Consider the following 23,654-nt stretch of genomic DNA (forward strand, 5'->3'; position numbering starts at 1 on the left):
CCCCCTCTCCAGGGAAAAGCACTTGTCGAGCCGCTATAGGGGGATGTAGCCCTGGCCTGTTAAGGGGATCCCGGGGCCTGAGCAGATGAAACTGGGAAGGGGAGCGGTTGCAGTTTCTAGCGCTTGCCCAAGCCCAGCGCCTTTTCCACCTGCTGGGCGGCATAGGCCATGGCAAAACAGCAGATGAAGTAGATTAGGCCGATAAAAAACAGCACTTCCCGCTGGGTGCCTAGCCAGTTGGGGTTGGTGAACACCACGCGCCCCGCCTGCAGCAGGTCGATGAGGCCGACAATGAACACCAGCGACGTGTCTTTGAAGAGGGTGAGGAACTCGTTCACCAGCGCCGGAACGGCTGCCCGCAGTGCCTGGGGCAAAATCACCAAAGCGGTCACTTGAAAGGGGTTCAAGCCCAGCGCCCGTGCCGCCTCCAGCTGGCCCAGCGGGATCGACTGCAGGCCGCCCCGCACGTCCTCGGCCACGTACACGGCTGTAAACAAGATGAAGGCCACCTCCGCCCTGATGATCAGGTTGACGCTGATCCCCCCCAGAAAGAAGGGCACCAACAGCCAGGCGGCAAACAGAATGGTGGTCAGGGGCACCCCCCGCACCAGCTCGATCACCAGCGTGCAGAAGATCCGGATCACCGGCAACGCCCGATTGGCCCGGCCCAACGCCAGCAACACCCCAATGGGAAAGCCGATGATCATGGCGGCTGCCGCCAAGATCAAGGTCAGCAGCAGTCCAGACAGTTGCTCGGTTCGCACTGCCGGCCAAGGGGGGCCCAGGTTGCCCAGCAGCAGCTCCAGACAGAGGGGCAAGATCAAGGCCCAAACCCAGATGGAAGCCAGCCGCCAGGATTCCCGTCCGCGACTGAGGGCAATAGCGGCAAAAGTGACGCCAGAGCAAACCGCCAGCCACCCCTGCGACTGGGTTCCCAAAGGCAGGAAAGCGGCCAAGCCCATAGCAGCTCCCAAGAGAATGAGGTAGTGCAGCAGCACACCGCCCCAAGCCCCCCCCGCTACCCCCAAGGTGGCCAGCACAATTCCCAACACCGCCCACACCCGCCACAGTTGGCTGCTGGGGTAGGTGCCGCTGGCAAAGATTTTCAGGTTGGCCGGGATCACTTCCCAGCGGGCTTGGGTGAACGCCCAGTTCCAGAACAGGGAAATTGCCCAGGCCAACACCAAGGCGGAGACCAAGGTGAGCAAGGTGCTCAACCAGGAGTCAAACAGGTTGCGACGCACCCAAGCCAGCGGACTTTGTTTCTCCGTGGGGGGGAGTACCTTTTCTTCTACAAGGGGAGAGGAGAGACTGCTGGGCATGGGTTAGCGCTCCACCAATTTGACGCGGGCATTGAGCCAGTTCATGCCGTAGGAAACCACCAGGTTAAAGGTCAGGTAGGTGGCCATGAGGATGGCGAACATCTCCACCGAACGTCCCGACTGGTTGATGATGGTGCTGCTGATGTTGAACAGATCGGAAAAGCCAACGGCAATGGCCAAGCTGGAGTTTTTAATCAAGGTGAGATACTGAGTGTTCAAGGAGGGGATCATGATCCGCAGGGCCTGGGGCACAATCACCAAGCGAAAGGTTTCCAGCTCCGACAGGCCGACGGCCCGGGCCGCCTCCCACTGCCCCCGCGGCACCGCCAAAAAGGATCCCCGCACCACTTCGGCAATGTAGCAGCCGGTGTAGGTCACCAAGCCCAGCATCATGGCGGTAAACTCCGCCGAAAGCTGGATCCCACCCCGGAAGTTAAAGCGCTCCAGTACCGGGACATCCAGCCGCACCGGCGGCTCTGGGAAGAGCACCCAGCAGGCCACCGCCAGCAGCACCACCCCCGCAGCCACCCACAGGTTCCGCTGCAGGGATCCCAGCTCGGGTCGGCAGACTAGGAGCAGCTTGCGGATCCCCCACCCAGCCGCGATTACAATGGCCAGCGCGGGAACCAGCCAGCCGCTGGGATCCAACCCGGGCAGCTTCACTCCCCGCTGGTTGATAAAGACAAGCCCGCCGATGGAGAGACTGTTGCGCACCCCCGGCAGGGTGAGGATCACCCCCTGGTACCAGAAGATCACGATCAGCAGCACCGGGACATTGCGAAAGATCTCGGTAACAACGGTGGCCAGCTGGCGGGCCAGCCAGTTGCTGGAGAGGCGGGCGATCCCCAAGACAAAGCCCATCGCCGTCGCCAACACAATGCTGACCGCGGACAGCCAGAGGGTGTTCACCGCCCCCACCACCAGCGCCTTCAGGTAGCTCTCGGAGGGGTCGTAGGGGATCAGCCCCTCGGTGATCCCAAAGTTGGCGGAGTTGCCCAGAAAGCGAAAGCCCAAACTGATGCCCAGGCGGCGCAGGCTGGCGAGGAGATTTTGGGCGAGGATCCCGAACACCAGCAGCACGGCCACGACAAAGGCCACCTGCAGCAAGAGCTTCAGGATACGCTCATCCCGCCACCAGGGGGGGCGAAGGTGGGACTGGTCGGACAGAGAAGTCATGCGGGGCAAGCAAAAATTCAGAGCACAGCAGAGAATAGGGGATCCCCGGCCGGTACTGACCAACCGGGATCCCTGTCCCAGGGGGGGCGATGGCTCCCGGATTTGCGATTAGCGGAAAGGCGGCGCGTACTGGATCCCGCCTTTGGTGTAGGGCTGGTTCAAGCCCCGCGGCACGCCCAAGGGGGTCAGGTGGCGGTCGAAGATCTCGCCGTAGTTGCCCACCGCCTTGATGACATTGACCACCCAATCCGGCTTCAGGCCCAGCAGCTCTCCCAGGTTGCCTTCCTGGCCCAAGAAGCGGCGAATGTCGGGATCCTCCGACTTGAGAAACTCCTCCACATTGGCGCTGGTGATCCCCTTTTCTTCTGCATAGAAGAGGGCGTAGACCGTCCAGTTCATAATGTCGGAGAAACTCTCATCTCCGTGGGGAACCAGCGGCCCCAAGGGCTCTTTGGAAATGATCTCCGGCAAGATCACGTGGTCATCAGGAGAAGCCAAGCTGGCCCGGCGGGAGATGAGGGCGCTTTGGTCGCTGGTGATGGCATCGCAACGGCCCTCTTCGTAGGCGTTGAAAGAGGAATCATCGCCGTCGAAGGTTACTGGCGTAAAGGCAATGCCACGGGCGCGGAAGGTATCCGCCAAGTTCAGCTCGGTGGTGGTGCCGGCAATCACACAGATGGTGGCCCCGTTCAGGTCTTCCAGCTTTTCCACCCCCAGCGACTTCCGCACCATAAATCCTTGGCCGTCGTAGTAGGTGGTGGGGCCGAAGGTCACCGCCCACTCGCGATCCCGGGTGAGGGTCCAGGTGGTGTTGCGGCTAATCATATCGACCTCGCCCGACTGAATCGCAGACTGGCGATTGGCCGCCGTCAGGTAGACGTATCGAACCTTGTCCGGATCTCCAAAGAGAGCGGCAGCTACTGCCCGGCAGATGTCGATATCAAAACCCACATACTTGCCTTGGTCATCCAGGTTGCCGAATCCGGGCAGTTGGTTGTTTACCCCACAGATCAACTCGCCCCGAGCCTTGATGCGGTCGGTGAGCGGCCCCAGCTGCGCCCAAGCGGGAAGGGACTGCAGGCCCATAGACAACGCCAGTGCCCCGGCCAAGGGAGCCAATCCGTTCAAATGCTTTATCCAGTTCATAAAATTACCCCATGTCAATCCTCAAGATCTTCGTCGTCAACAGTCGTTCATACACGGCACTTCAACCGAGATACCGTGCCATCGGGTTACACTCCTGCCACACCCCACACCCCATAGAATGGTTTGCCATAGGCGCCTACGATTTTCTCAAAGCCTTACATGTCAGGGCGTATGGAAATGTTGCAGAGGCTACGGTTGTGGCTCGGCCAGTTCTGCCATGGTACCCATGCCTGCTTTGGTGAAACTTAGGGAGTCACCCACCCATGCAAGGATCCCCGCACATAAGGTCTTCACTCTCTCCGCAAAGTGCAGCCAGCGCTGACATTATCCAATGCGAAGATGTTCACAAGTGGTACGGCGAGTTCCACGTCCTCAAGGGCATTACCACCCGCATCCGCCGCGGAGAGGTGGTGGTGATCTGTGGGCCTTCAGGTTCGGGCAAGTCCACGTTTATTCGCACGTTGAACCGCTTAGAAGAACACCAGAGAGGGCGCATTGTGGTAGATGGCATTGAGCTGACCAGCGACCTGCGCAACATCGATGCCATTCGCCGCGAAGTGGGCATGGTTTTTCAACAGTTCAACCTGTTCCCCCATCTCACGGTTTTGCAAAATGTAACCCTTGGCCCAATCCACGTGAAAAAGATGAAAAAAAGTGAGGCGATAGAGCGGGCCATGGAACTGCTGAGCCGGGTGGGGATCGCCGAGCAAGCGGAAAAATACCCGGGGCAGCTTTCGGGGGGGCAGCAGCAGCGGGTGGCAATTGCCCGCGCCTTGGCCATGAATCCGGCGGTGATGCTCTTCGATGAGCCCACCTCGGCCTTGGATCCAGAGATGATCAAGGAGGTGCTGGACGTGATGCGGGAGTTGGCCCGCTCGGGGATGACCATGGTGTGTGTAACCCACGAGATGGGCTTTGCCCGCGAGGTGGCGGATCGGATTATCTTCTTCGACCGCGGCAAGATCGTGGAGGAAAACACCCCCCAAGAGTTTTTCAGCAATCCGAAAGAAGAGCGCTCCCGCCTGTTTTTATCCCAGATCCTTTCCCACTAGCGAGTCCTTCAGAAGGGGGTGAGGCGTGCCAGAAAAGCCCCCTCCGGCTCTTGATAGACAATCTGCCCCTGCCAGCCGTTGGCGTGGGCACACTGCAGCAGGGTTTCCGGATCTACAAATAGCCAGGGAAAGGGATCCCCCCGCTGGCCGTTGTACTCGGCTACAAAGTTCACTACCTTGGCTTTTGCCTCGCTCCCTTCCTGCCAATCTTCTGAGCCACCTGCTTCGAGGTGGGCAGGAGCGGCCAGCTTGCCAGAGGGATCTTCCAAGTTTTCTAAACGCCCTCCCTCTTCTGCCGGCAGATTCCGCAGATCTGCGAGGTCGCTGGCATCGCTCAAATCGGTGGAATCCAGGAGCAACTGGCCAGTGGGCTGAACCCAGTGGCGAGCCAGGCGCAAAAAACGCTCCAAGCCCGACAGGGATCCCGCCAAGCCGACGCCGTTCATCAGCAGGAGTAGGGTATCGAAGGGCTCTCCTGGCCCCGCCCAGTGGAAAAGATCGGCGGCAATGCGGCAGCGCACCCCCCGCTCTGCCATGATCTGCAACGCCACCGGGGAGCGATCCAAGGCAGCCACGGCCAATCCTTCCTCCTGCAGCAGCAGGCTGTGGCGGCCCGTGCCGGCGCCGATGTCCAGCACCCGACCGCGGCATAGATCCAAAGCCATGGCCTCCACCTCCGGCAGCTCCTGGGTGAAGAACACCTCTGGGGAGACCACCTGGGGCTCTTCCGCCAACGGGATCCCCTCCAGGCCGTAGGCATGCAAGAGCAGGGATCCCTTGGCCTGGCCTCGGTGCCAGTCCCATAGGGCTTGCTCTAAGGGATCCTGAAGTGGGTAATTCTCGACAGCCTTTATCATGGAAGGGGAAAGCTAAACCATTGACCCGATGGCCATCGTCGCCTTTCTTTACGGTGCCGCTATCGTCCTTTTGCTGATTGCAGCAGTGGTTTGGGCAACATCTCGGCAGTTCAATGTGGAGACCGAGACGCAGATCGGCACCTCGCCAGAAGAGCCCTCCGAGACCTCATCCGTTCCCATTTCCATTGTGGAGCAGCTAGAGCGCCAATACCGCAACAGCCCTTCCTACCGTCCCGATCCGTGACATACTCCCGCACTCATGTTGATGCATAGTCGGAGATCCTTAGAGATCCTTGGAAAGATGACTTTTGAGGATTCCTGAGGATACAAGCAGTGTCTTTGCTGGCCAAAAGCTAGCGTTTTCTCTCTCTATATATGGTTGCCAAGTCTCCACCACCCATTGTCTACATTGCCTTGGGGCTATTGCTACTCTGGGGCGGTCATCGCGCTTGGCAGGCGGGCTATGTTCGCTGGCCGGAAGGCATTTCTCTACCGCCAGTATCGCTGCCAGGGTTGGGGGGTGGAGCACAAGATCTGCTCCTGACCAGCGGCGAGCGCACCTTGTTTGCCGATAGCAGTCCCGCTGCCGTTGCCGCTGCAGAGCTGTTGCGCCAAGGTAACCTCAGCGCAGCCATCCCGGTGTTGGAGATGGGGCTGCAAAGCAACCGCAACGACCCGGAAGCTCGCATTTTCTTGAACAATGCCCGTGCCCAGCAGCAGGGCAGTCCCTTGAGCCTGGCGGTGGTGGTGCCCATCTCCAGCAACCCCAACCGCGCCAAAGAGACCCTGCGCGGGGTGGCGCAAGCTCAGGAGGAGCTTTTCCAACAGGGGGGAATCGGAGGACGGCTGCTGCGGGTAGTGATTGCCGACGATGGCGATAACCCTGAGCGAGCAGCAGCGGTGGCCAAAGCCCTGGTGGCGCAGCCTGAGATCTTGGGGGTGATTGGCCATAACACCAGCGATGCCACCCTGGCTGCAGCCGAGGTTTATCAGCCTGCCGGCTTGGCGATGATCTCCTCCACCTCCACCAGCACTCGCATCAGCATGCTGGGGGATGCCATTTTTCGCACCGTGCCCTCCGATCAAGTGGCCGGCACGCAACTGGCCCGTTATGCTCTCAACACGTTGCGGCTGCAAAGGGTGGCCATCTTCTACAACCCCAACAGCGCCTACAGCTCCAGCTTGCGCGATGCCTTTGCCTCCACCCTGACCAGCGAGGGGGGAATTGTGCTGGCGGAGTTCGACCTATCAGCCTCGGACTTCAACCCCCAGGCCAGCCTGCAAAGGGCCGTCGGCCAAGGAGCCCAGGTAGCTTTTTTAGCTCCCACGGCTTCCGTAGCCGAAAAAGCGCTGGCCGTAGCCCGCGAGAACGCTGTAGCTGGTAAGCCCCTTGCTCTTCTGGGCGGCGATGTGCTCTTCAGCCTCACCACATTGCAAGAAGGGGGAGCAGCGGTAGAGGGCTTGGTGGTGGCGGTACCCTGGCATCCCCAGGTGCCGCGCAACCGCGAGTTTGCCCAGAAGGCAGCCCAGCTCTGGGGAGGGCAGGTGAGCTGGCGCACCGCTCTGGCTTATGATGCCACCCGGGTTTTCTTGCAAGCTTTCAGCCAAGGAGCCACCAGCCGCAACGCTGTGCTGGCCCGTTTGCAGGATCCCAACTTCCTCCTCCAGGACGGCGCTTCCGGAGAAGTGCGCTTCTTGCCCTCCGGCGACCGCAATGCTCCCCATGTGCTGGTGCGGGTTGAGCCCGGCAACCGCTCCGGTACCGGCTACGATTTTGTGCCTCTCCCCTAGGGATCCCGGCAGACGCTACAGTGGGGGATGCTCTCAATCTCCTCAGAATCGAATGGATCCCATGCCCACTCGGATCACAGCCTGCTTTCAAGCGCTGCGCAGCCGCGGCGAAAAAGCCCTCATCCCCTACCTCACCGCCGGGGATCCCAACTTGGAAACCACCTTTGAGGCTTTGCAGGTTCTGGATCAGAGCGGCGCCGATCTTATCGAGCTGGGGGTACCCTACTCGGATCCCTTGGCGGATGGGCCGGTGATCCAAGCGGCAGCCACCCGCGCCCTCAGCCGGGGAGTCACTTTGGGCGCCATTCTACAAGGCTTGCGCCGCCTCTCTCTGCAGGCCCCCCTGATCCTGTTCACCTACTACAACCCCATCCACCAGCTCGGCATCCCCAACTTTCTGCATCAACTGCGGCAGGCCGGCTGTGCCGGCTTGGTCGTCCCCGATCTGCCTCTGGAAGAGGCGGGATCCCTGCGACAAGCAGCCCAGGCCGAAGGGATCGACCTCATCCTGCTGGTGGCACCTACCAGCCCCCCGGAGCGCATGCGCCGCATTGCCCAGCAGTCCAGTGGCTTTGTCTACTTGGTCAGCACCACCGGCGTTACCGGCGAACGGGCCACCCTGGAAAAGCGGATCCCGGCTTTGCTGCAGCAACTGCGCCAACAAACCCCCCTGCCGATTGGGGTGGGCTTCGGCATCTCCACTCCCGACCAGGCCCGCCAGATCGCTCTCTGGGGAGCAGATGCGGCGATTGTGGGCAGCGCATTTGTGCAACGGCTGGCCAAAGCCCCCACGCCTGAAGAAGGACTGCAACAAATAGCTCACTTTTGTCGAGCCCTCAAAGCGGCCCTGCAAGAGGTGACCACTCCAGAGTGTTAACTTCTGTTCAGGAAGGTGCCCACTCAGACTGCTTCCATCTCAAAACAAATGTTTACATTTTGTGAGCCAGCCCGCAGACCCATTTCCCCCTGCTGCGCCCCATAGTCCAGGGATCCCAGCCTAGGCAGACATTTTGGGGTTGGTAGGTTTGCAAATCTTCACAAAACACTCATCCATCCCGCGATATAAAATTAGGCTGGATGCTCGGCTGTCTGAAAGTCGCAGAGGTTCTTGACCTATCTAAAAATTTAGGGGTTCGGTGGGGGGTCTGCTGCCACGGAATCCTTGATTTTTGGGGGTCAAAGAGGATCCCGCAAAAAAGCTTGGGATTCGGCTTTTGGGAGGTTCAGCCAGTCGCTCACCACTTTTTGGAAAGACCAGAAGGAGATCCATCATGCAAGATGCTTTTACCCGGGTGATCGCTCAGGCAGATGCACGCGGTGCCTTTTTAAGTGACCAAGACTTTGACCGTTTGGCGGCTTTGGTGGCAGAGGGCAACAAGCGCCTAGATGCTGTCAACCGCATGACCAGCAATGCCGCCCAAATCGTAACCAATGCAGCTCGCTCTTTGTTTGCTCAAGAGCCAGATCTGATCGCTCCCGGCGGCAATGCCTACACCAACCGCCGCATGGCTGCCTGCCTACGGGACATGGAGATCATCCTGCGCTACATCACCTATGCCACCTTGGCCGGGGATAGCTCTGTGCTGGAAGATCGCTGCCTGAACGGCCTGCGGGAAACCTACATTGCTCTGGGGGTGCCCACCACTTCTGTGGCCAACGGCATTGCTGCCATGAAGAAAGAAGCCCTGGCCAAGATCATGGATCCGAAAGGCATCACCCCTGGCGACTGCTCTGCGCTGCAAAGCGAAGTGGCCAGCTACTTCGATAAGGCTGCTGCCGCCATCGTTTGAGCTTTGGGTCGAAGCTGGCTTAGTCGTCCCTTTTTAGATCGGTTAGATCCCTTCATTTCTGATAGGCAGGTGGAGATCCAGTCCGCCTTTCCTACAGAATGTTCGTTAACAACACAATTGATGAATTTAGGAGTTGCAAGGTGAAAACCGTCATCACTGAAGCGATTGCTGCCGCTGACAATCAAGGGCGTTTTCTGAATGCCAGCGAGCTGCAGGCCGTGAATGGTCGTTACCAGCGTGCTGCTGCTTCTCTGGAAGCGGCCCGTGTCCTAACCAACAATCAGCAAACCCTGGTGCGGGAAGCGGTGCAGGAAGTGTTCAAGAGGTTCCCTTACTTGACCCAGCCGGGTGAAATGGGCCACGGCGATGTGTTTCAGGCCAAGTGTGCCCGCGACATCGGCTACTACCTCCGCTTCATCACCTATTCCCTGGTTGCGGGTGGCACCGGCCCCCTCGATGAATACTTGGTAGCCGGGCTGCGGGAAGTGAACCGCTCCTTTAACCTCTCTCCGAGCTGGTACATCGTGGCTCTGCAGTACATGAAGAGCCGCGCTCTGGGCATGCTGAGCGGCCAAGCGGCCAACGAAGCTGCCATCTACTTCGATTACGCCATCAACGCCCTCAGCTAAGGGATCCCAGGGCAAAGATCCCCGCTTGTTGGGAGGGGACGATCTCTTTCTTCGTCTTCCAAGTGTGTATCTCTCCAGAGCAGGCGGCGGCTCCAGAGAGGTCTATTCCACCTGTTTCTAGGTTGGCTTAGCGCCTCGGCTCCCTTTGAGCCAGTTGGGTTAGTCGCCTGCTCTCTAGTCTGGGGGAGTTAACCTCTGGGTTCTAGACATTGCCTGGTGGCAACGCGGCTGGCCCGCGAAAGTAGCCGGTACAGCTTGTCCGGCGCTTGGTTGCCCCTGACAGTCCTCTAAACGAAATCTGATAATAATTGGGGAAAGCGATGTTCGGTCAAAGCACCACCAGCCCTGAAGCTCTGACAGAAGCCGGCAGCCGGGTTTACCGAGTTGAGTACACCGGCCTGCTCAACCCTCCCGATGCTCTGGCCACCTCTGCCAAAGTTCGCCGCAGCACCCTGAGCGCCACCGTCCCCTACAGTCGGTTGTCTGCCGAGATGCAGCGCATTCTGCGGATGGGTGGCAAAATCGTGCAGGTCACTGCCTTGTCGGGAGCCAATGCCTCTCCTGCTCAGGACAACGGTGCTGCTGAGTAAGGGATGCTCGACGGCTAACTGAAGTTACCGGCAAGGTTGCCCAGGTGTCATGAACAGCTCTGCAACGGTTCGTATGGCATCCAACACGGCGGTGCTGCCACAGCAGCTTAGCTGGGAGCAGGCGATAGCCCGGCTGCAAGGGGATGACTTGCAAGATCGCTACTATGCCGCCTGGTACTTGGGCACAGTTCGGGATCCACGTGGGGTAGAGCCACTGCTTTTGGCGTTGCAGGATGAACGGGATCGCACCGCCTTGGGGGGCTATCCTCTGCGCCGCAATGCTGCCAAGGCCCTGGGGCAAATCGGGGACGTGCGGGCCGTGCCCGGTTTGATCGAGGCCCTCACCTGTACTGACTTCCACGTGCGGGAAGAGGCTGCCTATGCCTTGGCTCAATTGGGGGACAAGCGAGCAGTGGATCCCTTGCTGGCACTGTTGCAGTCTCGCGAACAGGATCAGCCCTGGGAAGCCCTTATCGAGGCCTTGGGTCAGCTTCAGGCCACCGAGGCTGAGGCAGCGATCCGGCCCTTTTTGAACCATCCCTCTGAGCGGGTGCGTTCGGCAGCGGCTTGGGTGCTCTATCGCTTTACGCAAGCCGAGGAGCTGACCCAAATCCTGGTGGCGCTACTGGCCCACTCCAACTCCAGCCTACGACAGGCCGCTTTGTTCGACCTGGCCGAATCGGGATGGGTGGCGGGGGCGCCGCTGCTGGCCACAGCCGACGTGGCTCTCAACCTGCGCATCAATGCTCTGAAGCGGCTGTTCGATGTGGCGCTTCAGTTGGGGTGGGTGCCGCTGGCTCAGGTGACGGCGGTGATCCTGCCGCAACTGGAGAAGCTCTTCTAGGATCCTGGGGGGCTCAGTGCCTTTGATCAGCGGTTTCAAGTGTACCTTTGACTATTCGTTGCCTATGTCCTCCGCCTCGGCTGCTCAAGCGTTTCCCATTGCTGTGGCTCAACTGGCAGCAGAATTGGAGCAGGCCACGTCGCCTGAGGAATTGTTGCGGGTGGTGAGGGCGCTGGGGGCTCTGGGCCAAGTGGAAGGGATCCCCATCTTAATTCGCGCCTTTGGGTTTAATCGCCCTGCAGTTGGGGAGGCTGCTCTGGAGGAGGTGCTGCGCTTTGGGGAGGCGGCGGTGCAGCCCTTGCTGAGCCATATTGACGGTTTCGATTACGGGGCGCGGGCCTATTCGGTGCGGGCTTTGGCTCGCATTGGCCATGGGGATGCCTACCCCTTTTTGGCAGAAGCCATTGTGGCGGACTTTGCCCCCAGTGTACGGCGGGCGGCGACCCGTGGGCTAGGACGAGTGGCGGCCAAGCGGCCCTTGCTCGATCAAGAGCGAGCCTTGCAACTGTTGCGGCAATGTCTTGCCGATGCCGATTGGGGAGTCCGCTACGCCGCCGTTGGATCCCTGACGGACTTGGCTCGCCAGGGTGAACAATCTCTGCGCCCCTCAGTCGAGGCTGCGCTCCAGATGGCCCTGGAAGATGCCGATCCTCTGATCCCTCTCCGCGTCCAGATGAGCTGGCAGGAATTGGCTGCCGAGCCTTAGCTTCCCTGCCCCACTGTGTTTTTCTTAAGTTTTTCTCGTTTTTTTAGGAGCACCATCTATGTCCCTTCCGTTGCTTGCCGATCGCCCCACCACCCAAAATGAACGGGTGCCTCGCTACTTTGTAGCCAGCGACGAAACCCCGCCGGTCTACCGTCCTGACGACCCGACAGGTATCGACAACATCATTCGCGCTGCCTATCGCCAGATCTTCAGCGAGCATCTGATGCTGGAGAGTTATCGGCAAAAAGCTCTGGAGTCCCAGTTGCGCAACGGGGCAATCTCGGTCAAAGAGTTTGTGCGCGGCCTGGGCAAGTCGGAGGTGTACCGGGATCTGGTCATGGTTCCCAACGACAACTACCGCTTCATCGAGGTCACCTTCCAGCGCTTTTTGGGTCGGCCCACCTACAGCCAACAGGAGCGCATCAAGTACTCCATCATCGTTGCCACCAAGGGGCTAGATGGCTTCATCGACGCTGTGGTGGATAGCGAAGAGTACAATGCCGCCTTTGGGGACGATGTGGTGCCTTACCAACGCCGTCGCCTGTCGGAAAAGCCCGCCAACCTGGTAACCCCCCGCTATGGAGCCCGTTGGCGCGATGTCTCCGGCGTGAAGCGCTCGACGCGGGAAGTGGTGCGCACCTATCGTCTCACCCGTCCTCCCAAACCCGGGGATCCAGAAAACTTCCTCAACATGGCCCGCATGCTCAATCCCAAGCCGGCAGCGCGGCAAAACATCAGCGTCTTCGATCTGAAGATCCCGGACATGACCACCAGCCGCCGCTAGGACTGGGCAAGCTTCCGGGGACAACCCTTTGCGGGCTCTGCCGGGCCGATCGATCCGAGGCTGTTCGGATGGGTCGGCCTGCCGCTGTGCCTGGGGCAAGATTCGTTATAATCCTGGTGATGCTTCTTAACACTTGGGTCGCATGAAGAATCCGGTTGTGCGGGCTTTTTTTGTCGGCAAGGCTGTGGCGGATGTCCTACGGGAGCGTTTGGAAAGCGCCCTCACCGATATTGCCGGAGAAGTGGGCAAGGTGTGGGCCGAGCTGCAGGAGGGCTGGCAAACCTTTGCCCAGGATGTCATGACCCGAGCTGAGGCAGAAGCATCCGTGGCCGCTCAGGAAAGGGTGCCGCCTCCTTTCCAGACAGAAGATCTGCAGGCAACTCTGGACGACTTGCGGGCAGAAGTGGCGCAGTTGCGCTCCGAGTTGCAGAAGTACCGGAGTCGAAACGCTTGAACGCGAGCCTTTTGGGATCCCGGACTTCTTTGGGATCACAACCCGTCAAGCCCTATACCGCCTACCGCTGGGCCCGGGAGAACTATACTCGCCAGGGCCGCATGCTGGACATTTGGCGATTTGTGCTCACCTGGCTGTTTTACCTTTGGCTGGATCAGCAGGCTTGGAGCTATGGGGGACAACCCACGCCCGAGCGAAAGGCCCAGCGCCGCCGGGCCAGAGCCATTTGGATCCGCGAAACGCTGCTTAACTTAGGCCCTACTTTTATTAAAGTGGGGCAGTTTTTCTCCACCCGCGCCGATCTCTTCCCCTCGGAATATGTCGAGGAGCTCTCCAAGCTGCAGGATCGGGTGCCTGCTTTCAGCTACGAACAGGTGGCGGCAATCGTGCAGCAGGAGCTGGGCAGGCCGATAACCCAAATCTACAGCTACTTTGATCCCACCCCTTTGGCCGCTGCCAGCTTGGGGCAGGTGCATCGCGCCAAGCTCAAAACCGGGGAAGAGGTGGTGGTGAAGGTGCAGCGTCCGGGGCTGACTCGCTTGTTCACCATCGATCTGGAGATCTGCCGCGGGATCGCCGAGTTCTTTCAGTATCGCACCCCTTGGGGTGGGCCAAGCCGGGACTGGATCGGCATCTATGAAGAGTGTCGGCGCACCCTCTGGGAAGAGGTGGATTACCTCAATGAGGGCCGCAATGCCGATACCTTCCGCCGCAACTTTCGGGATATGCCGCAAATTGCTGTTCCCAAAGTGTATTGGCGTTACACCTCTCCTCGCCTGTTGACATTGGAATACCTGCCGGGGATCAAAATCAGCGATTACGAAGCCCTGAGCGCGGCAGGGTTGGATCGCAAGGTTTTGGCTCGTCTGGGGGCAGAGGCTTATCTGCGGCAACTGCTCAAGGATGGTTTTTTTCACGCCGATCCCCACCCCGGCAACATTGCCGTGAAGCCCGATGGCACGCTGATCTTCTACGACTTCGGCATGATGGGCCGCCTGCCCTCCGATGTGAAAGAAAAGCTGATGGGCACGCTGGCAGGTGTGGTCTCCAAAAATGCCGATCAGGTGGTGGCCTCGCTGGTGGAACTGGGGGTGCTGGTGCCCACCGCCGATCTGGCTCCGGTGCGCCGCTCGGTGCAGTACATGCTGGATCACTTTATGGACAAACCCTTTTCCAGCAACTCGGGAGAAATCTCGGTGGCGGCCATTAGCGAAGACCTTTACGAGCTGGCCTACGATCAGCCGTTTCGTTTTCCGGCTACCTTCACCTTTGTGATGCGGGCCCTGACCACGCTGGAGGGATTGGGGAAAGGGTTGGATCCGGAGTTCGACTTTATGGAGGTGGCCAAACCCTTTGCGGAAGAGCTGATGAGTTTAAACGGAAGCAAGAATGAGACCCTCTTGGCCCAGGTTGGCCGTCAAGCGGCTGAGTTCACCAGCAGCAGCCTCAGTTTGCCCCGCCGGATCGAATTGACCTTGAGCAAGTTGGAACAAGGGGAGCTGCGCCTGCGGGTGCGATCCAGCGAGACGGAGCGCTTGCTGCGCAAGCTGAACAACACCGGGCTGGGAGTCATTTACGGGGTGTTGTTTGCGGCCTTTTTTTTGAGCGCAACTCAGCTCTTTTTGGCCGGACATGCTACCTTAACGGTTATCACTTTGGTTTTGGCTGCCCTCGCTGCTCTTGCTTTAATCAGAGTACTCTTAAGGTTGAATCGGTCAGAGCGATTGATGTGATGCGACGATATGCCTGCGCTACGGATCCCGGCAAGATCCGCAGCAGCAATCAAGATGCCTGCTACTGCGATCCAGAGGGGCGCTATTTTATTGTTGCCGATGGTATGGGAGGACATGCTGCCGGGGCTACAGCCAGCCTGTTGGCTGTCGAGACCATCCGAGAATATCTGGATCGAGGCTGGAAAAACGTGCCGGCACCCCGGTTGCTCAGCGAAGCCGTAGAAGCAGCCAACAGTGCCATCCTCAAGGATCAGCGGGAAAATCCAGAGCGGGCAGACATGGGCACTACGGTGGTGGTGGCCATGGTGGATCCCAATGACAACTGCTGGAGCGCTCACATCGGTGATTCTCGCCTCTATCGCCTACGGGGATCCGAAATGCAGCAAATGACCGAGGATCACACCTTAGTGGCTCGCTCCATTCGACTGGGGGAGCTGACCTATGAGCAGGCCCGGATTCACCCTTGGCGACATATTCTCGAGCGCTGCCTGGGCCGACCCGATGCGGGTCCACCTTCTGTGCAGCCGATTACAGTTTACCCAGGGGATCGCCTGTTGTTGTGTAGCGACGGCCTAACTGAGGAGCTGGACGACGAAGTGATCATCGAGTATTGCCTGCAGGTGGAAGATTTGGAGCAACTTCCCCTAAAGCTCATCGAGGCGGCCAAAGAGCGGGGCGGGCGAGACAACATCACAGTAGTGATTGCCGAATACGCCTAGTTTGCGCCCGGCTAAAGACGGTATTGGCGGTACACTTCGCTGGCAGCCCGGTGCAGCAGGGAGTGGCGATACACGAGGCGGTTGAGGTCTTTGCCGTAGCCGCCGCCGATGACGCAGGCGACAGGATAGCCCTGCTTTAGACAAGTGTTCAGCACTTGCATGTCTCGCCGAAACAGGCCCTGGTCGCTAAGGGCCAGCTTGCCCAAGAGGTCTTCTTCGTGGGGATCCACACCGGCATCGTAGAGCACCAGGTCAGGGCGCACCTGAGCCAACAGATCGGGCAAGTGGTCGGCCAAAGTCTGGAGATAGGCTTCATCTTCCATGCCTACTGGCAGGGGCACGTCCAGGTCGCTCTGTTGTTTGGTGGCGGGGAAGTTGGCCTCGCAGTGCATGGAAAAGGTGAACACCCGCGGCTCGGAGCGAAAGATCCAAGCAGTGCCATCTCCTTGATGGACATCCAGATCCACGATCAAGAGCCTTTGCACCAGCCCTTGCTGCAGCAGGACTTGGGCGGCAATGGCCAGGTCGTTGAAGATACAAAAGCCGGAGCCGTAGGCAGGGAAGGCATGGTGGGTGCCGCCGGCGGTGTTGCAGGCCAGGCCGTGGCGCAGGGCCAATCGGGCGGTCAAGACGGTACCCCCCACCGCTCGACAGGTGCGCTGCACCAGCTCCGGGCTCCAGGGCAGGCCGATGCGCCGCTGCAGCTTGGCCTCCAGGGATCCCTCACAGTAGGCCCTGACGTACTCAGGGGTATGTACCGACTCAATCCAGGCGAGGGAGGGCAGCTCGGGGTGGTGCACTTGTTGGGGGCGGATCACCCCTTCCCGCAGCAGCAGCTCTTGCAAGAGGCGAAATTTCGGCATGGGAAAGCGGTGGTCCGGCGGCAGGGGGGCACTGTAGTCGGGGTGGTAAACAATTGGCAAAGACATCAAGGGCAATCGAATTGACGGCGGTGAGCATGGCCTATAACGGCTCCAGTGCTTATGGTAGAGGTAGCCCGCTCCTGCCGGATCCCTTCGAGACTCTTGCAAACCTGTTCTCCGTACCGCCGCGATTCCCTATGTTTACTGCGTCGGATCCCTTTTTGGGTCGCCTCTTGGCTCAGCGTTATCGACTTGTACATCTGCTGGGACAGGGGGGCATGGGGCGAGTCTATTTGGCTCAAGATTTGCTCTTTGGTGGGGTGGAAGTGGCTGTCAAGCTGCTTTCCCAGCCGGCAATGGATCAGCGCACCCGCCTGCGCTTTGAACGGGAAGCGAAAGCCTGCGCGGCTTTGGGCCAAAAAAGCCTGCACATTGTCAAAGTCAATGACTATGGCCTTACCCCCGATGAGGTGCCTTTCTATGTGATGGAATACCTGAACGGCCAAACCCTCAAGGATATTCTGGCCGCAGGGGCTTTGCCTTTGGAGCGCTTCTTCCGGCTGGCCCGTCAAATTGGCTTGGGGTTGAAAGCAGCCCACGAGGGGATCCTCATGGAAGGGCAACGGGTGCAGGTGATCCACCGCGATTTGAAGCCGGCCAACGTGATTGTAGTGCCTGATAGCAGTTTTGGGGAACTGGCGAAGCTGGTGGATTTCGGCATTGCCAAGCTGCTCAACAGCCATGAATCTTTGAGCTTTACCCATGCCTACCTGGGAACGCTGGCCTATTCTTCCCCGGAACAGCTGGAAGGGTTGCCGCTGGACGCCCGTTCCGATATCTACAGCTTCGGGATCATGCTGTACCAGATGGTGTCCGGGGAGATGCCCCTCAAGCCCACCACCGAATCTTTCCCGGGCTGGTACCAGGCCCACCACAAGCACCGGCCCATCCCTCTAGAAGACTGGGGACTGAAGTTTCCGCTGCCCGCCGGTTTGTCTGACTTGATCCTCGGTTGCCTGGCCAAAGATCCTGCCGCCCGCCCGCAATCGGTGGCTAACGTGTTGACGGAGCTGGAGCACATTCAAGCCAGAGCACAGGGATCTATTGCCCCTCAGGTCCCAGTCGCCTCGTCGGAAGAGGCTGCCTCTGGCCCACTTTCTGGAGGTCTCCCTGCCGCTGCGCCGTCCTTGGTTACAGCCGGTACTCTGCGGCTCAGGCCCCTGACGGCGGCCACGGAGGTCGAGAACGGGGGATCCCTGCTTTGGGTGCGCCTGATTCCCTTTCTGATGGGCGGGCTGCTGGGCTGGGTTTTGGTGAGTTGGCAATGGGGACAGTTGCTGCAGCGCCCCTCGGCCCCCCGTGTTTCCGGGCCAGGATCTCGTCCGGCAGTGGAAGATCCCATTGCCCCAGAGAATGCCCATCCCCTGTCTGAGGAGAGTGGTTCGAGCGAGGAGCCGCCGCTGGAGGGGATCCCTGAGTTCCTTGTTTTGGCTTCAGAGCAGAACGGACGGCGGGATCCCGCGCCGGAGCTGGAACCCTACAACAGGAGCGAGCCGGTGTTTCGCGCCTTTCCCCTGGAGACTTCCCGCGAGACGGTACGAGCCAGCCTGGGATCCCCCAACCAGCAGGGGCAGGGCGCTTGGCCCAATACCGTGTACGACCTGTACCGCTTTGGCGGGGTGGACTTGGGCCTCACCTACGACGAATCCAGCCTGGCCCTGCGGCAAACCGAAGCCACCGTCACCGCTGGCGTACCCACCCCGCAAGTGGAAGGCCTCTTGGAGGATATGCTGCAAGCCCCCTTGCCTGCTCAACTGCAGCGGGAACTGCGAGCCGTGCGCGAGGGGCGTTCCGAGCGGGTACAATTCCGCGTTGGCCCCTGGGCCGGCGTGATCGAGCGCAGCGCTCAAGGCCATCTTTACATGGCCCTCTGGGATCCCGCGCTGCCCAGCGGTGCTCCACCACCTTTCCCCTCCTCTCCCACCCTACCCCCGGCTGCCCCCGTTGCCCGGCCTCCCAAGGCCCGTAACCTCAATTCAGCAGCAGGCGGCCCTCGTCCCGGCCAGACCATGCAGGAGCTGCTGCGCCGTGCGCGCGAATTGCGGGGGGACTGAGCCATGTCTGCTTCTGAAGACAAAAAGCCGCTGTTGAGCACCGTCGCTCGCCTCTTCAAAACTCTGGCGAGGCCTTTCCCTGTCGGGCCTACGGCTCTCCTCAAACCCCCCGAACCTCCTCCCCCCAAGCGCCCGGTGCGCCTGCGGATTACCTGCCCAGGAGAGCCCCCCCAGGTGGTTGCCCTGAAGGGCTCCGACATTCTCGGTCGCAGCCAGACGGTGGCCACCATTCGCATCCCTGCCCCCGCGGTGAGCCATCTCCACGCCCACATCCGTCCCCGCCCGGATTGGCGCCTGCCCGGTCTGGGTTGGCGGATCCCGTTGCCCCCTATTCTCTACTGGCTGGGGTGGAATGCCGGTCGCTACCAGCTAGAAGATCAAGACTCGACCAACGGCGTTTTCCGCCTCAAACCCTTCGGTGGTGTCGAGCGGGTGCGCCGGGTGATCTTGCGGCATGGCCAGCAACTGAGCCTTGGCCCGCCTCGGGATCCGGAGAGCGTCTGGATTCAGGTGCTGGATCCACCCCCACCACAGGTGTATGGGGTGCGCGGCTGCCTCATCCTGATGGTGGTCTTGGGGCTGGGGGCGAGGATTTGGATCGGCCATGAGTGGGGCAAGTTCTCAGTGGAGCCACCCCTCTCCGCAGATCGCAACCCCCTGATCGTCCTGGCCGGGGATCAGCAGACGGAGCTGCGCCGCCATCAGGGGGACACCTACCGGGAGCTGCCCGACCTGGAAGCTTTTGGGCCGATTTTGCCCAAGGTGGTGGTCGCCGCTGAAGATCACCGCTTTTACTCCCACTTTGGGGTGGATCTGCTGGGCATTGCCCGCGCCTTTTGGGTGAACCTGCGCTCGGGGGAAGTGCAGCAGGGGGGCAGCTCCATCAGCCAACAACTGGCCCGCACCGTGCTGCGGGACTACACCGGCTCCGGCAACACCTTCGGGCGCAAGCTGCGGGAGGCCGTCGCCGCCCTGAAGCTGGAACAGCGCTACAGCAAAGACGAAATCCTCGCTCTCTACCTCAACAATGTTTACCTGGGCAACGGCATCTACGGCTTTGAAACTGCTGCCCAGTTCTATTTCGGGATCCCAAGCCGCCAGCTCAGCCTTTCCGAAGCTGCGACCTTGGCGGCCATTTTGCCCGCGCCCAATGCCTTTAACCCTGTCGCCAACTATGATGCCGCCGTTCGGGGCCGGGATCGGGTGTTGGATCGCCTGAGCGAGCTGAAAGTCTTCCCCGAAGAGGAGATTCGGCGGGCCCGGCGCAGTCGCCTCACCCTCAACCCCAATTTGCGCTCCCAAACCTCGACAGTTGCTCCCTACTTTTACAGTGCCGTCTTCCAGGAGCTGCGGCAGCTCTTGGGCCAAGACCTCTCGGCAGAGGGCAACTTCATCATCGAAACCACGGTGCATTTGCCCTACCAGCGTTTGGCAGAGCAAGTCCTGGCCCAAACGGTGCGCGAGTCCGGATCCCGCTTGGGCTTCAGCCAAGGCGCTTTGGTCAGTCTCGACAGCCGCAACGGCGAAGTGCTGGCTTTGGTGGGCGGGATCGACTACAACGCCAGCCCCTTCAACCGGGCTACCCAAGCTCAAAGGCAGCCGGGCTCCACCTTCAAAGTGTTCACGTATGCGGCTGCCCTCACCCAGGGGATCCCTCTCTCCCAAGTGTTGTCTTGCGAGCCCCTCACCTGGGGCAACCTCACCTTTCGGGGCTGTCGCTCGGGATCGGCCCCTATGGATTTGGCCCGCGGCCTGATCCTCTCCGAAAACGTGATTGCCCTGCGGTTGGCCCAACAAGTAGGTCTAGAGCAAGTGGTGGCGACGGCCCGGCAAATGGGCATCCAATCGCCGTTGCAACCCTATCCTTCTATGGTGATTGGCACCATGGAGGTGAACTTGCTGGAGTTGACAGCAGCCTTCACTCCTTTTGCCAATCGTGGCCTTTGGTCAAGGCCCCACACCATCCGCCGCATCTTGGATAGCAGCGATTGCGCCAGCCCCAACGACTTTCGCACCTGCCGCGAGATTTACCCTGGTCGGGAGGATCCCCGCTCTCAGCGACTTGTCCTGCCAGAAACCGTCGCCCAACAGATGACAGCCGTACTGCAAGGGGTGATCAGCTCCGGCACCGGCACTGCTGCCCGGCTCGGCATTGGAGAAGCCGGTAAAACCGGCACCACCACCGCCAACAAGGATCTGCTCTTTATCGGCTACACGCCCAACCCTCCCCTGGTGACCGGCATTTGGCTGGGCAATGATGACTCTAGCCCAACACGAGGAAGCAGCAGCATAGCCGCTCAAACTTGGGGAAATTACATGAGACAAGTCATTACCAATAGTTTGACGATGGTTCAATAGAGCAACTCCGAGAGCAGCCTTGGCAATTGGCAACCCCAAATCCTGACAACCCGACAGAAAACTCTCCTGCATCCCAAGTGAGAAATGCCTAATAACCAGTTTGGCCGTACCCCTCAATAAACCCACAATCTAGGTTCACCCACTTTCTCAGCGCAGATCTCGGCCAAAGGGCAACAACGACAAAATAATTAACTTCATGTGTTGTTTGGCAAAGGGGATCCCAACAATGGTGATTGCCAGAATCACAGCCCAGAAGAGATGGTTAAGCACCAACGGCCAGCCAAACAGCAATAGCCAGATGACGTTAAAGATCAGCAGCAGCGGGCTGTTGGCATCGGGATACTCCACCACTTCCTTTCCGAAGGGGGCAAGCACTGCAAACCCCAGTTTGATGCTCTGCCAGCCAAAGGGAATGCCGATGATTGTCAGGCAAAGGCTCAGTCCTCTAAGATGTAGCCCAAACCTGTCAGCAAACCCCCGAAGATTAGCCAGATGATGTTGCCAATCAAGCTCATGATTCAGATCCTCCACCGTTGAGACCAAATTGCAGGGTACAAGAGCAGAACTAGCCTTCCTGTTCGACATCCATACTCTAACCAGCTGTTGGCCAAGACTGGGATCCCAAAATCTGCTTCTTTCCTGGGCTCTAGCGTTCTGCGTCACCGAGGGGAGCGGGCTCCATCACCGGAGGCACTGCGGCCCTATTCACCTTGCAGGGCAGAATGCGGTTCAGAAAGCGGAGGATCCCCCAAACCCAACTGACGGTGATCACCCAAAAGATCCACAACCCGCTTGCCCACGGTTGCGGCAAGTCCAAGGCCATCCCCCCAATCATTGGGCCAAGAGCAAACCCCGCCGCCCAGCAGAGGGAGTTGACCGACAGATACACCCCCCGCAAGTGATCCGGCGCCAAATCCGCCACCAAAGCAGAGGCAGAGGGGTTGTAGCTCACCAACGCCAAAGAGAGCACCGCCAGCGCCAAGACTGCCACCGCCGGGGCCGGAGCCCCCAATTCCGCCGCCAGACCGCTAAGCCAAACCAAAAGAAATCCCACCCCCCACATCAGGGCGGATCCCTGCAACCCTTGGATGCGCGTCCGGCGATTCAACCAACGGGCCACCGGCATCTGCAGCAGAGCAACCAAGGCCCCATGCAAGGCAAACAAAATGCCGATTTGCACCTCTGGGATCCCTACCCCATTGCGGAAGTAAAGGGGCATGCTGCTGCTGAGCTGGGCCACATAGGTGGTGAACAGGATATTCGACAGGCCAAACACCAAAAGGGAGCGATCTCTAAGGGCGGTTTTCCAACCTGCCAACACAGGCTCTGCTGCCGGACAAGTCGCCCGAGTTTCCCGGATAAAAAACCAAAGTACTGCCAGAAAGATTAGAAAAGTGACACCGTCGATTACAAACAAGAGCCGATAGGCCCCCGTCAGAGCCACCAGCGTGCTGGCCATAGCCACCCCAAGGCTGAGGCCCAGGTTATCCCCCAGACGGTTGAGAGCGTAGGCTTCGTTGCGCTGCTCACGAGTGGTTAGATCTGCTACAATCGCTTCCGCAGGCGGCCAGTACAACCCCTGCCCCAAACCTGCAGCCACATTGGCCAGAGCAAAACTCCAGAAGTTATGGGAGAGCGCAAACCCAAACGACCCCAAGCTGGAAATGGCCAGGGAGAGGATCAAAGTGGAGCGGCGCCCCCAAGCTCCATCGGCCATCGAGCCGCCCAGGATGCGGCCAAACACCCCGGCAAAAGCCATAATGCCCAGCCCCAAGCCCACTTGGGTGGCGGTCAGCCCTACCTGATTGACAAAAAAGAGGGTGGCATAAAACAGGGTAAAGCCGGTTCCGGTTTGGGAAAGCAGCCGACCGATAAAGATCAGCCAAACCTGAAAACTGAGCTTCGGCCACCAAGAAGGGATCCGCATGTTGGGTGCAGTGGGGGAGGGCCTACCTAGCCTACGGGATCCCGATCCTTGAGGCCAGGGCAAGGAGCCTGCTCTGACAAGTAAACTGAAAATTTGTGCAGCCAGGCTTGATGTTCGTTGCCAGAAGGCTCTTCACCCAGCGAGCCAGCAGACAGGGCAACCCATTTCCCCAACTCCAAATATTCGCTCAACAGCCGCGCCAACTTATAAACTCGATAATCGAGCTGCACTAAGCTACTTTTCATCTGCCCCAAAACACCCAGTCCTCTTCTGAGCCAACTTACAACCTTCAACCTTTCCCAAAACCTGCTGATCGCGTCAGCGGGACGGAGTCCTTGCAGGAAGCCAACCCCCATCTTGCTTGCTGCAGCCGAGGCGCAAGTTCCCTTTGCCCACAACAGAGCACCTGTAGCTCAGCCGCAAACCTGGACAAAGCTAGAAGAAGCTGTGCCTTACAGTTCTAGTACCAACAATTTTAACTAACGGGGGTGCGGGGGCAATAGGTCCCATGCTCTAGCCGCAGGGTGAGCACCGGGATACATGGATCCCCGCCATACCCCTGAGCGAAATCTGTAGTAAAGCCTACTTATGCTGGCGGTAACCTACAAGTACTGGGCTTATCCAGATGCCTCCCAACAAACCAGCTCACGGGCGGACGACGGGGATTGACCTGGTTTTGGAGCAATTCCTGACGACTTCAGAGGGCGCTTTTGGGAACGGCCCAAGGGCTTCAAAGCCCTGCAAGGCCAGCTGAGAAGGCTGCAACCCAGGGGGGCGAGAAAACAGCAGGGGTCTTGCC

Annotated in this window: 23 protein-coding genes and 1 pseudogene; 15 read left to right on the forward strand and 9 right to left on the reverse strand. The window is 59.7% G+C overall.

Annotated features, from left to right (window positions below):
* Positions 1 to 116: 116 nt before the first annotated feature.
* The 3 genes from NW839_RS06815 to NW839_RS06825 all read right to left on the reverse strand — a co-directional run bounded on the left by NW839_RS06815 (position 117) and on the right by NW839_RS06825 (position 3,626).
* On the reverse strand, positions 117 to 1,322 hold the full coding sequence (locus NW839_RS06815) for an amino acid ABC transporter permease (protein WP_414349907.1): 1,206 nt from the start codon (positions 1,320 to 1,322) through the stop codon (positions 117 to 119).
* A 3-nt stretch (positions 1,323 to 1,325) separates the two neighbouring features.
* Positions 1,326 to 2,498: an amino acid ABC transporter permease gene (locus NW839_RS06820; RefSeq protein WP_414380538.1), complete on the reverse strand. Its 1,173-nt coding sequence runs from the start codon at positions 2,496 to 2,498 to the stop codon at positions 1,326 to 1,328.
* Between the two features lie 108 nt (positions 2,499 to 2,606).
* Complete coding sequence (locus NW839_RS06825; RefSeq protein WP_414349909.1) at positions 2,607 to 3,626, reverse strand: amino acid ABC transporter substrate-binding protein; 1,020 nt, start codon at positions 3,624 to 3,626, stop codon at positions 2,607 to 2,609.
* A 281-nt stretch (positions 3,627 to 3,907) separates the two neighbouring features.
* Here NW839_RS06825 and NW839_RS06830 point away from each other — a divergent pair, with 281 nt between their 5' ends.
* On the forward strand, positions 3,908 to 4,696 hold the full coding sequence (locus NW839_RS06830; protein ID WP_414349910.1) for an amino acid ABC transporter ATP-binding protein: 789 nt from the start codon (positions 3,908 to 3,910) through the stop codon (positions 4,694 to 4,696).
* 8 nt (positions 4,697 to 4,704) lie between these two features.
* Here NW839_RS06830 and NW839_RS06835 read toward each other — a convergent pair whose 3' ends face one another.
* Positions 4,705 to 5,553, reverse strand: coding sequence for a class I SAM-dependent methyltransferase (locus NW839_RS06835; RefSeq protein ID WP_414349911.1), 849 nt, complete (start codon positions 5,551 to 5,553; stop codon positions 4,705 to 4,707).
* 28 nt (positions 5,554 to 5,581) lie between these two features.
* Here NW839_RS06835 and NW839_RS06840 point away from each other — a divergent pair, with 28 nt between their 5' ends.
* From NW839_RS06840 to NW839_RS06895, 12 genes are all read left to right on the forward strand, one after another.
* Positions 5,582 to 5,797, forward strand: coding sequence for a hypothetical protein (locus NW839_RS06840; protein ID WP_011430147.1), 216 nt, complete (start codon positions 5,582 to 5,584; stop codon positions 5,795 to 5,797).
* A 131-nt stretch (positions 5,798 to 5,928) separates the two neighbouring features.
* Entirely contained in the window at positions 5,929 to 7,344 is a 1,416-nt protein-coding gene (locus NW839_RS06845; protein ID WP_414349912.1) for an ABC transporter substrate-binding protein, read from the forward strand.
* A 61-nt stretch (positions 7,345 to 7,405) separates the two neighbouring features.
* Complete coding sequence (gene trpA / locus NW839_RS06850; RefSeq protein WP_414349913.1) at positions 7,406 to 8,221, forward strand: tryptophan synthase subunit alpha; 816 nt, start codon at positions 7,406 to 7,408, stop codon at positions 8,219 to 8,221.
* Between the two features lie 391 nt (positions 8,222 to 8,612).
* On the forward strand, positions 8,613 to 9,134 hold the full coding sequence (locus tag NW839_RS06855) for a phycocyanin subunit beta (protein WP_304411987.1): 522 nt from the start codon (positions 8,613 to 8,615) through the stop codon (positions 9,132 to 9,134).
* A gap of 140 nt (positions 9,135 to 9,274) precedes the next feature.
* Complete coding sequence (locus NW839_RS06860) at positions 9,275 to 9,763, forward strand: phycocyanin subunit alpha (protein WP_011432574.1); 489 nt, start codon at positions 9,275 to 9,277, stop codon at positions 9,761 to 9,763.
* 320 nt (positions 9,764 to 10,083) lie between these two features.
* Positions 10,084 to 10,353, forward strand: a complete 270-nt coding sequence (locus tag NW839_RS06865; RefSeq protein ID WP_414349914.1) for a phycobilisome linker polypeptide — start codon at positions 10,084 to 10,086, stop codon at positions 10,351 to 10,353.
* Between the two features lie 73 nt (positions 10,354 to 10,426).
* The gene (locus NW839_RS06870; RefSeq protein WP_414349915.1) at positions 10,427 to 11,197 is read left to right on the forward strand and encodes a HEAT repeat domain-containing protein; all 771 of its coding nucleotides are present in this window, start codon (positions 10,427 to 10,429) and stop codon (positions 11,195 to 11,197) included.
* 64 nt (positions 11,198 to 11,261) lie between these two features.
* A complete protein-coding gene (locus NW839_RS06875; RefSeq protein WP_414349916.1) occupies positions 11,262 to 11,903 on the forward strand; it encodes a HEAT repeat domain-containing protein in 642 nt (213 codons plus the stop codon).
* A gap of 58 nt (positions 11,904 to 11,961) precedes the next feature.
* Complete coding sequence (locus NW839_RS06880; protein ID WP_414349917.1) at positions 11,962 to 12,687, forward strand: phycobilisome rod-core linker polypeptide; 726 nt, start codon at positions 11,962 to 11,964, stop codon at positions 12,685 to 12,687.
* 142 nt (positions 12,688 to 12,829) lie between these two features.
* Entirely contained in the window at positions 12,830 to 13,141 is a 312-nt protein-coding gene (locus NW839_RS06885) for a DUF6825 family protein (RefSeq protein WP_414329408.1), read from the forward strand.
* 29 nt (positions 13,142 to 13,170) lie between these two features.
* The gene (locus NW839_RS06890; protein ID WP_414349918.1) at positions 13,171 to 14,874 is read left to right on the forward strand and encodes an ABC1 kinase family protein; all 1,704 of its coding nucleotides are present in this window, start codon (positions 13,171 to 13,173) and stop codon (positions 14,872 to 14,874) included.
* On the forward strand, positions 14,874 to 15,593 hold the full coding sequence (locus tag NW839_RS06895) for a PP2C family protein-serine/threonine phosphatase (protein ID WP_414349919.1): 720 nt from the start codon (positions 14,874 to 14,876) through the stop codon (positions 15,591 to 15,593). Before NW839_RS06890 ends, NW839_RS06895 begins: the two co-directional genes overlap by 1 nt.
* Positions 15,594 to 15,604: 11 nt before the next feature.
* Here the strand turns inward: NW839_RS06895 and NW839_RS06900 are convergent, their stop codons facing one another.
* Positions 15,605 to 16,522, reverse strand: coding sequence for a histone deacetylase (locus tag NW839_RS06900; RefSeq protein WP_414349920.1), 918 nt, complete (start codon positions 16,520 to 16,522; stop codon positions 15,605 to 15,607).
* A gap of 131 nt (positions 16,523 to 16,653) precedes the next feature.
* On the opposite strand from NW839_RS06900, the gene NW839_RS06905 reads away from it, so the two are divergent.
* Positions 16,654 to 18,570 (forward strand): serine/threonine-protein kinase, encoded by a 1,917-nt coding sequence (locus NW839_RS06905; protein ID WP_414349921.1) that lies wholly within the window; start codon positions 16,654 to 16,656, stop codon positions 18,568 to 18,570.
* Positions 18,571 to 18,573: 3 nt separating this feature from the next.
* Positions 18,574 to 20,928: a transglycosylase domain-containing protein gene (locus NW839_RS06910; RefSeq protein ID WP_414349922.1), complete on the forward strand. Its 2,355-nt coding sequence runs from the start codon at positions 18,574 to 18,576 to the stop codon at positions 20,926 to 20,928.
* 147 nt (positions 20,929 to 21,075) lie between these two features.
* On the opposite strand, the gene NW839_RS06915 is transcribed toward NW839_RS06910, so the two are convergent.
* The 4 genes and pseudogenes from NW839_RS06915 to NW839_RS06930 form a co-directional block, all read right to left on the reverse strand.
* Positions 21,076 to 21,303, reverse strand: a complete 228-nt coding sequence (locus NW839_RS06915) for a YccF domain-containing protein (protein ID WP_238376904.1) — start codon at positions 21,301 to 21,303, stop codon at positions 21,076 to 21,078.
* 21 nt (positions 21,304 to 21,324) lie between these two features.
* Positions 21,325 to 21,513: pseudogene (locus NW839_RS06920) on the reverse strand (hypothetical protein); the annotation flags it as partial.
* Between the two features lie 61 nt (positions 21,514 to 21,574).
* Positions 21,575 to 22,855, reverse strand: coding sequence for an MDR family MFS transporter (locus NW839_RS06925; protein ID WP_414349923.1), 1,281 nt, complete (start codon positions 22,853 to 22,855; stop codon positions 21,575 to 21,577).
* 26 nt (positions 22,856 to 22,881) lie between these two features.
* Positions 22,882 to 23,100 (reverse strand): hypothetical protein, encoded by a 219-nt coding sequence (locus NW839_RS06930; protein ID WP_414331694.1) that lies wholly within the window; start codon positions 23,098 to 23,100, stop codon positions 22,882 to 22,884.
* Between the last annotated feature and the right edge of the window lie 554 nt (positions 23,101 to 23,654).

This window comes from Synechococcus sp. R5-15 (assembly GCF_047462035.1).
Lineage (GTDB): Bacteria > Cyanobacteriota > Cyanobacteriia > Thermostichales > Thermostichaceae > Thermostichus.

What these genes read in the sequence shown, in the direction of transcription:
- NW839_RS06895 (WP_414349919.1), top strand. Translation starts at nt 14,874, where the DNA reads ATGCGACGATATGCCTGCGCTACGGATCCCGGCAAGATCCGCAGCAGC.
- NW839_RS06830 (WP_414349910.1), top strand. Translation starts at nt 3,908, where the DNA reads ATGCAAGGATCCCCGCACATAAGGTCTTCACTCTCTCCGCAAAGTGCA.
- NW839_RS06820 (WP_414380538.1), bottom strand. Translation starts at nt 2,498, where the DNA reads ATGACTTCTCTGTCCGACCAGTCCCACCTTCGCCCCCCCTGGTGGCGG.
- NW839_RS06910 (WP_414349922.1), top strand. Translation starts at nt 18,574, where the DNA reads ATGTCTGCTTCTGAAGACAAAAAGCCGCTGTTGAGCACCGTCGCTCGC.
- NW839_RS06875 (WP_414349916.1), top strand. Translation starts at nt 11,262, where the DNA reads ATGTCCTCCGCCTCGGCTGCTCAAGCGTTTCCCATTGCTGTGGCTCAA.
- NW839_RS06845 (WP_414349912.1), top strand. Translation starts at nt 5,929, where the DNA reads ATGGTTGCCAAGTCTCCACCACCCATTGTCTACATTGCCTTGGGGCTA.
- NW839_RS06840 (WP_011430147.1), top strand. Translation starts at nt 5,582, where the DNA reads ATGGCCATCGTCGCCTTTCTTTACGGTGCCGCTATCGTCCTTTTGCTG.
- NW839_RS06925 (WP_414349923.1), bottom strand. Translation starts at nt 22,855, where the DNA reads ATGCGGATCCCTTCTTGGTGGCCGAAGCTCAGTTTTCAGGTTTGGCTG.
- NW839_RS06885 (WP_414329408.1), top strand. Translation starts at nt 12,830, where the DNA reads ATGAAGAATCCGGTTGTGCGGGCTTTTTTTGTCGGCAAGGCTGTGGCG.
- NW839_RS06870 (WP_414349915.1), top strand. Translation starts at nt 10,427, where the DNA reads ATGGCATCCAACACGGCGGTGCTGCCACAGCAGCTTAGCTGGGAGCAG.
- NW839_RS06815 (WP_414349907.1), bottom strand. Translation starts at nt 1,322, where the DNA reads ATGCCCAGCAGTCTCTCCTCTCCCCTTGTAGAAGAAAAGGTACTCCCC.
- NW839_RS06880 (WP_414349917.1), top strand. Translation starts at nt 11,962, where the DNA reads ATGTCCCTTCCGTTGCTTGCCGATCGCCCCACCACCCAAAATGAACGG.
- NW839_RS06900 (WP_414349920.1), bottom strand. Translation starts at nt 16,522, where the DNA reads ATGTCTTTGCCAATTGTTTACCACCCCGACTACAGTGCCCCCCTGCCG.
- NW839_RS06930 (WP_414331694.1), bottom strand. Translation starts at nt 23,100, where the DNA reads ATGAAAAGTAGCTTAGTGCAGCTCGATTATCGAGTTTATAAGTTGGCG.
- NW839_RS06865 (WP_414349914.1), top strand. Translation starts at nt 10,084, where the DNA reads ATGTTCGGTCAAAGCACCACCAGCCCTGAAGCTCTGACAGAAGCCGGC.
- NW839_RS06905 (WP_414349921.1), top strand. Translation starts at nt 16,654, where the DNA reads ATGTTTACTGCGTCGGATCCCTTTTTGGGTCGCCTCTTGGCTCAGCGT.
- trpA (WP_414349913.1), top strand. Translation starts at nt 7,406, where the DNA reads ATGCCCACTCGGATCACAGCCTGCTTTCAAGCGCTGCGCAGCCGCGGC.
- NW839_RS06835 (WP_414349911.1), bottom strand. Translation starts at nt 5,553, where the DNA reads ATGATAAAGGCTGTCGAGAATTACCCACTTCAGGATCCCTTAGAGCAA.